10 protein-coding genes are annotated in these 12,869 nt (G+C 74.6%); 4 read left to right on the top strand and 6 right to left on the bottom strand.

Annotation, left to right across the window (positions count from 1 at the left end; all coding sequences use genetic code 11):
• Positions 1-212: 212 nt before the first annotated feature.
• From ABT299_RS38620 to ABT299_RS38605, 4 genes are all read right to left on the bottom strand, one after another.
• Positions 213-575 carry an MFS transporter gene (locus tag ABT299_RS38620; protein WP_500253754.1) on the bottom strand — a complete coding sequence of 121 codons (363 nt, stop codon included), beginning with the start codon at positions 573-575 and terminating at the stop codon, positions 213-215.
• A gap of 15 nt (positions 576-590) precedes the next feature.
• Positions 591-1,700, bottom strand: coding sequence for an RNA-guided endonuclease InsQ/TnpB family protein (locus tag ABT299_RS38615; RefSeq protein ID WP_500253752.1), 1,110 nt, complete (start codon positions 1,698-1,700; stop codon positions 591-593).
• Positions 1,628-1,789 (bottom strand): helix-turn-helix domain-containing protein, encoded by a 162-nt coding sequence (locus ABT299_RS38610; RefSeq protein WP_500253753.1) that lies wholly within the window; start codon positions 1,787-1,789, stop codon positions 1,628-1,630. Before ABT299_RS38610 ends, ABT299_RS38615 begins: the two co-directional genes overlap by 73 nt.
• 222 nt (positions 1,790-2,011) lie before the next feature.
• Positions 2,012-2,155, bottom strand: a complete 144-nt coding sequence (locus tag ABT299_RS38605) for a hypothetical protein (RefSeq protein ID WP_387028560.1) — start codon at positions 2,153-2,155, stop codon at positions 2,012-2,014.
• Positions 2,156-2,179: 24 nt separating this feature from the next.
• On the opposite strand from ABT299_RS38605, the gene ABT299_RS38600 reads away from it, so the two are divergent.
• Complete coding sequence (locus ABT299_RS38600; protein WP_387028558.1) at positions 2,180-2,416, top strand: Lrp/AsnC family transcriptional regulator; 237 nt, start codon at positions 2,180-2,182, stop codon at positions 2,414-2,416.
• Here the strand turns inward: ABT299_RS38600 and ABT299_RS38595 are convergent, their stop codons facing one another.
• Positions 2,417-5,782 carry an AfsR/SARP family transcriptional regulator gene (locus tag ABT299_RS38595; RefSeq protein WP_500253751.1) on the bottom strand — a complete coding sequence of 1,122 codons (3,366 nt, stop codon included), beginning with the start codon at positions 5,780-5,782 and terminating at the stop codon, positions 2,417-2,419. It abuts the gene before it with no gap.
• Between the two features lie 90 nt (positions 5,783-5,872).
• Entirely contained in the window at positions 5,873-7,246 is a 1,374-nt protein-coding gene (locus tag ABT299_RS38590; protein WP_190859952.1) for an NAD(P)/FAD-dependent oxidoreductase, read from the bottom strand.
• A 380-nt stretch (positions 7,247-7,626) separates the two neighbouring features.
• On the opposite strand from ABT299_RS38590, the gene ABT299_RS38585 reads away from it, so the two are divergent.
• The 3 genes from ABT299_RS38585 (at position 7,627) to ABT299_RS38575 (ending at position 12,846) form a co-directional block, all read left to right on the top strand.
• Positions 7,627-8,211, top strand: a complete 585-nt coding sequence (locus tag ABT299_RS38585) for a YbhB/YbcL family Raf kinase inhibitor-like protein (RefSeq protein WP_190859950.1) — start codon at positions 7,627-7,629, stop codon at positions 8,209-8,211.
• A gap of 255 nt (positions 8,212-8,466) precedes the next feature.
• Positions 8,467-10,410 carry a hypothetical protein gene (locus ABT299_RS38580; RefSeq protein WP_500253750.1) on the top strand — a complete coding sequence of 648 codons (1,944 nt, stop codon included), beginning with the start codon at positions 8,467-8,469 and terminating at the stop codon, positions 10,408-10,410.
• Between the two features lie 204 nt (positions 10,411-10,614).
• Positions 10,615-12,846 (top strand): SulP family inorganic anion transporter, encoded by a 2,232-nt coding sequence (locus ABT299_RS38575; protein WP_387028552.1) that lies wholly within the window; start codon positions 10,615-10,617, stop codon positions 12,844-12,846.
• Positions 12,847-12,869 lie beyond the last annotated feature (23 nt).

The raw sequence follows: 12,869 nt of genomic DNA, 5'->3' as shown, positions 1-12,869 counted from the left end.
TGCATGTTGTGGTGACACACACCTCGCCAGGAGGTCCTCGTCCATTTCAAGCTCATCGAACCGTGTCGCCGTCACCAACGTCCATGGTCACTACAGCTAGCGCTCCGCGCGAAACAGCCCCTCAACCGGCGGGCAGGCCCGCTGCGCTCGCTGCACTCGCTCCGCGTGCCTGCCCGTGGCGGGGGCTGGGGTCTGGCCTTCCGTAAGGGTGTTCAGCCGGCTATATCGGCCTTCGAGGCTTCTTCGGCTTGGGGGGCTTTGGGGCGGGGGCGGTTGAGGGCGGTTGTGGCCAGGGCGGCGACGCCGAGGGTCTGGCCCAGTTGCCGGAACGTGGTCATCGCCCCTGCGGCCGTCCCGCGCCGGTCCGGCGGCGCGGCTGTCAGGACCGCGGCGCCCATCGCGGGGAGCATCAGGCCGACGCCCGCGCCGGTCACGATCAGCCCGAGCGTGATCGAGGACGCGCCCGAACCTGCGTCCAGGTGCGCCTGCAGCGCGCAGCCGAGGCCGCTGAGCAGCACAACCGCGCGATCGTGGTGTCCACGTTGACGTCCTCCCCGCCTGAAGGTTTGGGGGATTCCAACCCGGTCCCGCTATACAGAGAGGAGAGTGGGTTGAGGTTCGCGGTTCACGGGCCGGGCCGATGCCCCGCCTCCCCGCGCAGCCACCGTGCGCCCAACGGCGGTGTCTCTGATGTTGCATGCGGCGTTGACATCGGCATTGGCGCACCACCCGCAGGCGACGCACCGAAACACCGCTTGGCTCTTGCGGTTGTCCGGTGCGCGGTGCCCGCAGGCATTGCAGGTCTGCGACGTGTACGCCGGGTCGACCCGGACCAGGCGTCCCGGGGCCTTGTGCTCCAGCCGGCTGACGAGTAGGCCCCACCCGTTGGCGAGGATGCCCCGGTTGAGCCCAGCCTTGGCACGGACGCCGACGCCGGGGGCGTCGACGGTGCCGCGCGCCGACCGAGTCAACCCGGCGATGTTCAGGTTCTCGACGGCGATGATTTCGAAGCGGGACGCCAGGTCGGTACTGGTCTTCTCGACCCAGTCCTTGCGGCGGTCGCTCCCACGGGCTTTGAGGCGGGCAATGGCGGCTCTGAGGCGGGCGCGGCGGTTCGAGCCCTCACGGGCGCGGGCAAAGCGGCGCAGCAGCCGGTCCAACCGCTTGGCCTCGGCGGTGGTCAGGCCGGGAACGGTAAGGGTCTCGCCAGTGGACAGCGCGGCGCTGATCGCCACGCCCCGGTCGACGCCGACCGCCTCACGGCTGCCGGGCGCGGGCACCGGCTCGGGCACGTGCGCGAACGCAACGTGCCACCGGCCGGCGCGGTCACGGGTCACCCGGAACGACTTCACCCCGGCGGGAACGGGACGGGACAGTCGGAACCTCACCCACCCGACCTTCGGGACCCGTACCTCACCGATGCGGCGCGACAGCCGCCGCACGCCCCATGCACGGCCAGGAGCCCCGACGATCCGGAACCCCTCTTGCGGCCCCGCCTTGCGCCATGTGGGGCGCCGGTGTGTGCCGCCGAAGAAGTTCGCCATCGCTTGGGCGAAGTCCTTGAGCGCTTGCTGCTGCACCGTCTGCGACCCGGCCGCCAGCCACGGGTTGGCGGCGCGAGCCTCAGTCAACTGGCGGGCTTGAGCGACATAGCCTGGCGCGGGGCCTCGGCGAAACGTCCACCACGCATGCTGCTCCACGGCAGGTTCCACACGAACCGGGCGTGCCTGCAGTGCTCCAGCAGCCCCGCCTCCTGGGCAGGGGTCGGGCACAGCCGGTACCGGGACATGCGCCGCAACATACCGACCGCCACTGACAAACCCAGAAGCGCACCGTGCCGGGCGCTCGCGGCGCGCGACGACACCTCGTTCGTCCACCTGCTGTCGGGCGGCACGGAGATCTCGTGCAACACGCAGACGCGGTCGGCGGACGAGCGCGACGCCCTGCTGCTGGAGAAGCTGCCCCGCACCCGCCGCGTCATCGGCGTCTCCGCGTACCTGCTGCTGCGGAGCTACGCGCTGCCCGGCACCTGGCTCGGGCCGGCGGTGCTGTCGGAGGACCAGGCCGCCCGGCTCCGGCCGCCCGCGCCCGACGACGCGGCGCGGGCGTCCTGCAGTACCAGGTCGACATCGAACCGGCCCGGCTCGGATTCCACGCAGAGGCGCGGCTGTGGACGTCGGTGCGGCCGTCGGCGCTGCAGGACGTCGCGTCCGCGATGGCCGCGCATCCGAAGGTGTCGTTCGTCGCGCTCACCACCGGCCCGACGAACCTGGTCGCGGTCGTGAACTGCCGCGACACCGAGGACCTCGCGCGCTACCTCACCGAGCGGGTCGCCCCGCTCGACGGCATCGCCACGATGGAGACGGCGCCGGTGATCCGCACCGTGAAGCGCGCCGGCCCGCCGCTGCGCCTCTGATCAGCCGGCGGCGCCGCCGGCACCGGGCGGCCGCGTCATGGTCGGCCGGGACGGTGCGTCCAGGCCGAACTCGGAGAGGACGTCCTCCAGCGCGCGGGCGAGACCGCGCTCGTAGGCCGCCGCGAAGGCGTCCGCTCCGAGGTCCGCGCGGACGGCGGCCTCGATGGCCAGCACGTCCGGCTGCGACAGGTCGCGCGTGCCGCGCAGGGCGTCGCCGGTGCCGAGCAGCACGGCGGCCCGCTCGGGATCGCCCAGCAGGCGGCACCGCTCGGCCAGGCCCGCCAGCACGTACGCCAGGATCGGGTGGTCCTGGGCGTGCGCGGCGCCGCGCAGCGCCTCGTGCAGGCGGGCGGACGCGTCGTCCATCGCCCCCATCGCCATGTCGAGCTGCCCGCGCGAGCACAGCACCATCGCCCGGAACTGCTGCGGGCCGGGGAGGCCCTCGGTGAGCTCCTCGGCAAGGGCCAGCCTGCGCCGGGCCTCCGCCTCCTCGCCGGAGCGGCGGGCGAACTCGCCGAGCTGGTAGTGGAGCGCCGCGACCTCCTCGGGACGGCGGAGCGGGACGCCGTCCAGCAGCGCCGCCTCCAGCGCGGCGTGCAGCAGCTCCTCCGCCCGGCCGCGCTCGCCGATCAGGTCCAGCTCGTTGGCCAGCTTCATGTGCACGTGGACGAGCGCGACGGTGCCGCCGCCCAGTTCGGCGTTCAGCCGCAGCGCCTCCTCGTGCAGCGCGACGGCCGTGCGGTGGTCGCCGCGCCGGCCGACGACCTCCGCCCGGGCGCTGAGCGCGAACGACAGCCCCCAGCGGTCGCCGGCCTCGCGGAACGCGGCGAGCGAGCGGCCGAAGTCGTCGTCCAGCCGCTCGATCCAGCCGAAGTTGAGGGCGATCTGCCCGCGGATGTAGTGGGCCAGCCCCCGCACCCACGGGTCGGGATCGAGCAGGAGCGGCTCGACGGCGCCCGGTTCCGGGTGGTTCCAGCCCGACTCGTACAGCTCCAGGGTCGTCAGCATGAGCCGCAGTCCGGGATGCAGGGCGGCGGGATCCGCGCCGGCGCACAGGTCGCGGGCCCGGGCGAGCCAGTCGATCACGAGCACGTGGTCGCCGACGACCTGGTTGTCCAGAGAGGTCATCGCGCCCATGGCGAGAGCGCGGGCGGTGACGGTGTCGGCGGGCACGTCCGGCAGCTCCAGGATCCGCACCAGGTGGTCGGCGCCGTCGCGCAGCCGGCCGTTGAGGAACCAGTACCAGCCGAGGGCGGCGCAGAACCGGACGGCGGTGGCCGCGTCCCCGGTGGAGATCGTCCAGCGCAGCGCGGCCGAGATGTTGTCGTGCTCGGCGGTGAGGCGGCGCAGCCATTCGAGCTGCTCGGCCCGGTACAGGTGCGGCTCCGCCTCCTCGGCCAGCCGGACGAGGTGGTCGGCGTGCGCGCGCCGGACGGCCTGCTCCTCGCCCGCCTCGGCCAGCCGCTCCATCCCGTAGGCGCGGATCGTCTCCAGCATCCGGTAGCGGGGCTCGCCGTCCGCGCCCGCGACGGTGACCAGGGACTTGTCGACCAGCGCGGCCAGGGTGTCCAGGACGGCGGCGCGGTCGAGGCCCGGGCCGGCGCACACCTGCTCGGCGGCCTCCAGCGTGGCGCCGCCGGGGAAGGCGGCCAGCCGGCGGCACAGCGCGCGTTCGGGCTCGTCCAGCAGGTCCCAGCTCCACTCGACGACGGCCCGCAGCGTCCGGTGCCGGGGCAGGGCGGTGCGGCTGCCCGCGCCGAGCAGCCGGAACCGGTCGTCGAGCCGCGTCGCGACCTGCGCGGGCGTCAGCGCCCGCATGCGGGCGGCGGCGAGTTCGATCGCCAGCGGGACGCCGTCGAGGGCCCGGCAGATCCGCACGACGGGGGCGACGTTGGCGCCGGTGACGGCGAAGCCGGGCGCGACGGCGGCGGCGCGGTCGGCGAACAGCCGGACGGCGGGCCGGGCGAGCGCGTCCGTCGGGGAGGCGGACGGCGGCGGCGCCTCCAGCGGCCCGACGGGCCAGAGCGTCTCGCCGGTGATGCCGAGCGGTTCCCGGCTGGTCGCCATGATCCGGACGCCGGGGCAGCCGGCCAGGACCCGGTCGGCGAGCCGGGCGGCGGCGTCGAGGAGGTGCTCGCAGTTGTCGAGGACCAGCAGCATGCGCCGGCCCGACAGTGCGGTGACGACCCGGTCCAGGGGGTCGGGCGGCGCGGCGCGCCGGGCGGGCATCGGCTGCGGCGCCTCGCGCAGCCCGAGCGCGGCGAGGACGGCGGCGGGCACCTCCCCCGGGTCGGTGACCGGTGCCAGCTCGACGAGCCAGGCGCCGTCCGGCGCGGGCGGCACGGCGCCGTCCGGCGCGGGCGGCACGGCGCCGTCCGGCGCGGGCGGCACGGCGCCGTCCGGCGCGGGCGGCACCGGGCCGTCGGGGGCGCCGTATCTGCGGGCGGCCTCGACCGACAGCCGGGTCTTCCCCGCGCCGCCGGGGCCGGTGAGGGTGACGAGGCGGGCGCGGGCCAGCAGCGCGCCGACCCGTTCGAGGTCGGCGTCGCGTCCGATGAAGCTGGTCAGCGGTGCGCTCAGGTTGCCCTTCGGGGGACGCGGCGCGGGCGGCGGGGCGTGGGCGGCGGCCGGGCGGGCGGCCAGCGCCGGGTCGCGGCGCAGCACCGCCAGGTGGACGGCGGCCAGCTCGGGCGACGGGTCGACGCCGAGCCCGTCGGCGAGGGCGCGCTTGGCGTCCTCGTACCGGGTGAGCGCCTCGGCCTGGTGGCCCGCGCCGTAGAGGGAGCGCATCAGCAGGGCCGTGACGGGTTCGCGGAGCGGGTCGTCGGCGGCGAGGGCGCGCAGTTCGGGGATCACCTCGGCGTGCCGGCCGAGCGCGAGGTCGGCGTCGATGCGCTCCTCCAGCGCGGCGCGGCGCAGCGCGTCCAGCCGCGCGGCGGGCGCGCCGGCGAACCGCAGCCCGGCCGCGTCGGCGAGGGCGGGCCCGCGCCACAGCGCGAGCGCTTCACGCAGTCCCGCCGACCGGGCGGCGGGATCGGAGGCGCGCCGCGCGGCGGCGACCCGCGCCTCGAAGTCGTGGGCGTCGACGCACGCGCGCGGCACGGCGAGCCGGTAGCCGCCCGGACGCGACTCGACCGCCTCCCGGCCGATGGCGGCGCGCAGCCGCGAGACCAGGGACTGCAGCGCGTTCGGCGCGCCGCGCGGCACGCCGTCCTCCCAGAGCGCGTCGATGATCCGCTCGGCGGGCAGGAGCGCACCGGGGTCCAGGGCGAGCAGGGTCAGCAGCGCCCGCAGCCGCGCTCCCCCGACCTCGACGGGGCCGCCGTCGGCACGCACCTCCAGGGGCCCCAGGATCCCGATCCGCACACCGGCGATTCTCCCGCACCGCCGGACACGCCGGCGCCCCGGCGGTCACGGGGACCACCGGGGCGCCGGGTGCCGGGCGTCAGGCGCGGGTCAGGCCGCGGGCTCGCTCGACTTGGCCTTCGGCTTGACGTCGTCCAGGGCCGCGAGCTCGAAGTCGGCGCGCGGCTGCTCGACGCTGGCGAGCGAGACGGTCTCGCGCTTGAGGAACAGCGCGAGCGTCCAGTCGGCGATGACCCGGATCTTGCGGTTGAAGGTCGGGACCATCGCGCCGTGGTAGCTGCGGTGGAAGAACCAGGCGGGCCAGCCCTTGAGCTTGAAGCCCATCGGGTTCGCCACGCCCTTGTGCAGGCCGAGCCCGGCGACGGCGCCGAGGTTGCCGTGCACGTACGGCTTGAGGGCCTTGCCGCGCAGCGACCGGACGATGTTGTCGGCCAGCACCTTCGACTGCCGGACGGCGTGCTGGGCGTTCGGCGGGCAGAACATCCCGTCCTGGGTGAGGTCGGGGATCGCGGCGTTGTCGCCGGCGGTGAACGCGCGCACCAGGCCCTCGATGGTGAGGTACTCGGTGCCCTTGACGCGGCCCCGCTCGTCCAGCGGCAGGTCGCCGTGCTTGACCACCGGGGACGGCTTGACGCCCGCGTTCCACACCAGCGTGCCGGCCTGGAAGCTGCTGCCGTCCGACAGCTCGATCTGGCCGTCCACGGCGGACTGCAGGAACGTCTTCATCTTCACGTCGATGCCGCGGCCGCGCAGCTGCTCGGCGGTCCACTTGCCCATGTCGGGGCCGACCTCGGGCAGGATGCGGTCGGCGGCCTCGACGAGCATGAACCGCAGGTCCTGCGGGGTGACCTTGCGCATGTACTTGGTGGCGTCGCGGGTCATGTCCTCCAGCTCGGCGATCGCCTCGACGCCGGCGAACCCGCCGCCGACGAACACGAAGGTCAGCGCCTTGCGGCGGAGGTCGACGTCGTCGGTGGACTCGGCGATCTCCAGCTGCTCCAGCACGTGGTTGCGCAGGTGGATCGCCTCGCCGACGGTCTTGAGGCTGATGCCGTTCTCGGCCAGGCCCGGGATGGGCAGCAGCCGCGGCACCGCGCCGGCCGCCATGACCAGGTAGTCGTAGGAGATCCGCTCCGGCGGTCCGGCCAGCGGCTGGACGATCGCCCACCCCTCGTCGTGGTTGAGCTCGGTGACCCGCGCCTTGCGGACGGTGCAGCGGGGCAGCACCCGGCGGAGCGGGACGACGACGTGCCGCGGCGAGATGTTCCCGGCGGCGGCCTCGGGGAGGAACGGCTGGTACGTCATGTACGAGTTCGGGTCAACCACGGTGACCTTGACCTCGCCCCGCTTGAGCTCCTTGCGGAGCTTCTTCTGCAGGCGCAGGGCGGTGTACATGCCCACATAGCCGCCACCCACGATGAGGATGTGGGGAGCGCCAGGGGTCTCCTCGGCGGTCCTGGCCATTGCGGCCTCCTATGTCACGGTCGGCTTGTGAAGACATTCACAAACTAGCTGATGGAACGTGCCCGACACCAACCGAGAACCAGGAAAGAACACGAAAACTTCCTGAACCGGCAAAGTAGAGCGTTACCAAGCGTGTGAAACTCGCCACTCCTTCCCAAATTTTCGCCCGGAACGGGGCAAAGCAGGCATGACGCAACTCACACCGGCGTTCACGAGGGCCGCCGCGGCCGCGGGGGGCGGAAAGGCCCGTTCCACACCCGTGGAAGCCCTAAGGTTGGGCCGGACGGGAAAGGGGGCGCCACCGGCGCGGAGCGCGCCAGGCCGGGAGGACGGCGATCCGGCGGCGCGCAGCGTACGATCTCGGCCGGGAGCGTAACGACATGAAGAGCAGAGAACGGCGTCCGATCCTGGCCGCGGCGGGCGCCCTCGCGCTCACCACGGCGCTGGGCGGCTGCGGGCTGATCGGCCAGCCCCAGAACAAGAGCGCCGAGCTGTCGGAGTGGTTCACGGTGACCAGCCCGGTCTTCCGCGATGGGCGCGACTTGCCCACGCGATACGGCTGCGCGAAGTACCCTGGCGGCGAGGGAAAGACCCCGCCGCTGCACTGGTCGGCGCCGGCCGGCACCAGGTCGTTCGCGATCGTGATGGACGACCCGGACGGCTCGGAGGGCGCCTACGTGCACTGGGTGATCGCGGGGATCGACGGCACGACCAACGAGCTCGTCGAGGGCGCCGAGATCCAGGGCGCCGTCGAGGGGCTCACCACAGGCAAGAAGGCGGGATACGCGCCCCCGTGCCCGCCCAAGGGAGAGCGGCATCGGTACCGGTTCACCATCTACGCTCTGGACAGTCCGGCACCGTTCCGCCAAGGCGCCAAGCTCCGGGACTCGCTCGGCGCCATCGCCGAGCACACGGTGGGCCGCGGCCGGATCACCGGGAACTTCGGCGGCAAGCAGGCGCGTTGACCGTGGAGCCTCCGGGCCCCGGGGTCGGCGCGGACCCCTTCGGGGGGCTGGAGCCAACAGGGGTGTGCGGGTGGCCCGGACGGGCCGGCCGATACGCGTCGGGTGAGGGTAAATGTGCGCGAAGGGTGTGACAACGGTCATAGCGGTCGGACAGAATCGGACTAGCTCCGAGGACGACCGACCGCCGGCGACGAACGGGCCCGACCCGCGGACCGCGCCGACGACTCTCGCCGGGCCAAGGCATTGGGTGGTGGCATGACTTCTTACATCGTGGTCTTCGGCCTCATTGTGGTCGTGGTCCTGGTGGTCGTCCTCGTGGCGCTCGGGCTGCGGGCCAGCAGGGCGGGCCGCGACGACGACGACTGGATGGACGACGAGCCGCAGCAGCAGCCCCGCGGCCGCCGCGCCGCGCCGCCGCCGCCCGACGACATGGGCGCGCAGGACGACGGCTACGGCCCCGGGTACGACCAGGGCTACGGCAACGCCGCCCCCGACCCCGGCTTCGACCGGCGCGTCGCCGGCGGCCCGCTCGCCGCCCCGCCCGCCGCCGCTCCCCCGTCCCCGCCGCCGCCCGCTCCCGGCGGCCAGTCGTCCGACGAGATGGAGGACGACGACTACTGGGCCACCATCACCTTCGACAAGCCGAAGTTCCCCTGGCAGCACGGCCAGGAGGCGGGCGAGCCGGACCCGTCGGCCGACCCGCTGAACGCCCAGCAGGCGCAGGCGCAGGCGCAGGCGCAGGCGACCCAGCACATCGCGCCGCCCGAGCCGCAGCCCGCCGTCGAGCAGCCCGGCCTCACCCAGCCGGTCTCCCTGGGCGCGGACGGGACGATCCTCAACGGGCTCGGCGGCCCGTCCGGCACCGGACCGCAGCAGGCCCCCGGCGGCTTCCAGAACGCGCCGTACGCCGCCGACCCCGGCTCCACCTCGCACGACCCGATCCCGACCGACCTCGGCGCGCTCGGCGGCCCGTCCGGCCCCGGCTCGCAGGCGCCCTACGGCGCGCCCGACCAGCAGGTGTACGGCGGGCAGGAGCCGCAGCCGGCGTACGGGGCGGCCGACCAGTACGACCCGTCCTACGGCGGCGGCGACCAGTTCGGCGGGCACGCCGACCAGCCGCACTACGGCACGCAGGACCAGTCCGGCTACGGCGACCAGCCCTCCTACGGCGACCAGCCGCAGTACGGCGTCCCCGAGCAGCCGCAGTACGGGTCCTCGCACGAGCCGTCCTACGGCGACTTCGGCGGCGACCCGCTCGGCTCCCGTCCGGCGACCGGCCCGTCCGGCGGTCGCTCCGACGCCTTCGACCTGCCCTTGGGCTCGACCGCGCCGTCGCAGCCGCCCGCGCCGCACCAGGCGCCGCCGCCGTCCGACCCGCTGGGCCTGCCGCTCGGCCGGCCCGAGGAACCCGCGCGCGGGTTCGGCGAGACGACCGGCGGGCTGCCCGGCCCGGCCGAGCCGATCCCGCCCGCTCCCCCGGCCCCGGCCGCTCCGGCGGCGCACGGCGGCCTCGGCGGGGCGCCGTCCGGCGGATCGGGCTCCGACACCGACAACCACAAGCTGCCCACCGTGGACGAGCTGCTCCAGCGCATCCAGACCGACCGGCAGCGCTCCTCGGGCGGCCCGTCCGGGGACTCCGGCGGCTCGTACGGCTCGCTGAACGACCCGCTGAGCGACCCGCTCGGCACCGGCTCGTTCGGCACCGGCTCGGGCACCGGCACCGGCTCGGGCACGGGTGCGGGCGGCGGCTCGGGCACGGGGCCGTGGCCCCCGCCCGCGTCCGGCGGCGCGTCCGGCTCCGGCGGGTACGACAGCGGGTTCGGCCCGTCGAGCACCGGCCCCGGGGCGGGCTACGGCCAGGGCTCGCACACCGACGGGTACCCGACCGCCCCGGCCTACGGCGAGTCGCCCCGCTACGACGACCCTCTGGGCGGCGGCTCCCGGGAGCCGTACGGCTCCGGCGGGCAGGGCGGCGGGCAGGGCGGCGGCACGGGCGCCTACGGCGACTTCAGCGGCAGCAGCTACAACAGCGGCGACCCGCTGGCCGCGCCGCACGACCCGGGCGCCACCCAGGCGTACGGCTCGGGCTACCCCGGTCCGTCGCAGCAGGGCGGCTACCAGCAGGGCGGGCAGCCGAACGACGCCGACCCGTACGGGTCGCGGCAGCAGCCCGACGACTGGGAGAACTACCGCCGCTGACGCGCCGTCGCGCGAGCACCGCAGCGAGGACCGCCGGATCTCCGGCGGTCCTCGCTCTTTTCTCCGGGGACGCCGCGTCCTTCTCCGGGAACGCCGCGTCCGGACGGGTCTCCGGCGCGCTGCGGGCCGTGCGTCCCGGGGCGGATACCGGAGAATCCTGATTGGATACGTTGAGTGACTTCAAAGCCACTCAACGCATCCACAGTGCGCAGGGACGTCCTCGCGTCCTTCGTCGTGTTCCTGGTAGCGATCCCGCTGTCGCTGGGCATCGCGGTCGCCTCGGGCGCGCCGGTCGCCGCCGGGCTCGTCGCCGCCGTCGCCGGCGGTGTCGTCGCCGGACTCGCGGGCGGGTCGCCGCTGCAGGTCAGCGGCCCCGCCGCCGGGCTGACCGTGCTGGTCGCCGACCTCATCGCGAGCTACGGCTGGCGGGCCACCTGCACGATCACCCTGCTCGCCGGGGTGCTGCAGGTGGCGCTCGGCCTGAGCCGGGTGGCGCGCGTCGTGCTGGCGGTGTCGCCCGCCGTGGTGCACGGCATGCTCGCCGGCGTCGGCGCGGTGATCGTGCTGGCCCAGGTGCACGTCGTGCTGGGCGGCGGCCCGCAGGAGTCCGCCGTGGCCAACCTGCGGGAGCTGCCGGGGCAGCTGCTGCACCCGGCGCCGTACTCGACGCTCGTCGGCGCGCTGACGGTCCTGGTGCTGCTGGGCTGGTCCCGGCTGCCGCGCGGGGGCCGGCTGCGCCTGGTCCCCGGTCCGCTGCCCGCCATCGCCGCCGCCACCGCCGCCGTGTGGGCGTTCGGCTGGCCGGTCGACCGGGTGGACCTGCCGGGGTCCATGCTGCACGGCTGGGGCCTCCCGGAGCTGCCGCACGGGTCACCGCACGGCGTCGCGGGCGCCGTCGTGTCGCTCGCGGTCGTGGCGGCCGTGGCGTCGCTGCTGTGCAGCGTGGCGGTCGACCGCGTCCGGCCCGCCGGGGTCCCGCCCACCGACCTCGACCGGGAGCTGGCCGCGCAGGGCGCGGCGAACGCGGTGTCCGGGCTGTTCGGCGGCCTCCCGGTCGCGGGCGTGATCGTCCGCAGCACCGCCAACCTGGAGGCGGGCGCCCGGACCCGGCTGTCCGCCGTCCTGCACGGGGTGTGGGTGCTGGTGCTCGCGGTGTCCTGCGGGCCCGTGATCGAGCGCGTCCCGCTGTCGGCGCTGTCGGCGCTGCTCGTGGTCCTCGGCGTCCGCTTGGTGGACCCGGCTCGGATCCGCGACCTGCGCGACCACCGGGAGGCGCCCGCTTACGCCGCCACGTTCGCCGGCGTGGTCGTCCTCGGCCTCGGCGAGGGCGTGCTGCTGGGCATCGCCGTCACGGCGGTGCTGGCGCTGCGGCGGCTGACCCGGCTCACCGTCCGGACCGAGCGGCTGCTCCCCGCGCCGGGCGACGGAATCGTTCCGCCCCGCTGGCACGTTGTCGTGGAGGGGACACTGACGTTCCTCGGAGTTCCGAAGGTGACGCGCGCGCTGCGGTCCGTTCCGGCGGGTGCGGGCGTCGACCTCGACCTGAACGTCGACTTCATGGACCATGCCGCCTTCGACGCCGTCCACCAGTGGCGGCTGGCGCACGAACGCCAAGGGGGCAGGGTCGACATCGACGAGGTTCACGAGGGTTGGTATGAAAGAGGGGTGACAGGTGATATGTCTTCGTCGCGTAAGTCGTCCCCCCCGGCGCGCTGGTGGGCTCCATGGGCGAACCGGCAGCGACGCTCCGGAAGCGCCACCGAGCCTTCGTCCCCGACGTCCGTCCTGCTCGACGGCGTCCGCGAGTACCACGACAGCACCGCCGGGCTGGTCCGGCCGATCATGGCCGAGCTGGCGATGGAGCAGAAGCCGGAGCTCCTCTTCATCACGTGCGTGGACTCGCGCGTCGTGCCCAACATCATCACCGCCAGCGGGCCCGGCGACCTGTTCATCAACCGGAACGTCGGCAACTTCGTCCCGCCGCACGACTCGGCCGTCCCGGACGACTCGGTGATGGCGACGGTGGAGTACGCGACCAACGTGCTGGACATCCGCACGATCGCGGTCTGCGGGCACTCCAACTGCGGCGCGATGGCCGCGGTGATGGCGGGCGGCGCCGAGGTCGCGCACCTGGAGGGGCTGACCCGCTGGCTCGAGTTCGGCAAGCCGACGCTGGAGCGCTTCCGCGCCGAGGCGGACCACGGCGACGACCCGCTGGCCCGGCTCAGCCAGGTCAACGTGATGCAGCAGCTCGACAACCTGCTCACCTACCCGTGGCTCCGGGAGCGCGCCGAGGCCGGCGAGCTGGAGCTCGTGGGGCTCTACTTCGACCTGAAGTCCGCGACGGTCAAGGTCCTCGATCGCGGCGCGGGGAAGTTCGCCACGATCCCGAACCACGTCCCGGAGTCCGCCTACCGGGACACCGGCCGGTCCTGACGCCGAGGGGTCTCCGGGGCACC

This window comes from Spirillospora sp. NPDC000708 (assembly GCF_040299565.1).
GTDB lineage: Bacteria > Actinomycetota > Actinomycetes > Streptosporangiales > Streptosporangiaceae > Spirillospora.
Note: the sequence above shows the minus strand (reverse complement) of the source record. Positions and strands in the feature narration are given on the sequence as shown.

What these genes read in the sequence shown, in the direction of transcription:
- ABT299_RS38590 (WP_190859952.1), bottom strand. Translation starts at nt 7,246, where the DNA reads ATGGCCAGGACCGCCGAGGAGACCCCTGGCGCTCCCCACATCCTCATC.
- ABT299_RS38580 (WP_500253750.1), top strand. Translation starts at nt 8,467, where the DNA reads ATGACTTCTTACATCGTGGTCTTCGGCCTCATTGTGGTCGTGGTCCTG.
- ABT299_RS38610 (WP_500253753.1), bottom strand. Translation starts at nt 1,789, where the DNA reads ATGTCCCGGTACCGGCTGTGCCCGACCCCTGCCCAGGAGGCGGGGCTG.
- ABT299_RS38585 (WP_190859950.1), top strand. Translation starts at nt 7,627, where the DNA reads ATGAAGAGCAGAGAACGGCGTCCGATCCTGGCCGCGGCGGGCGCCCTC.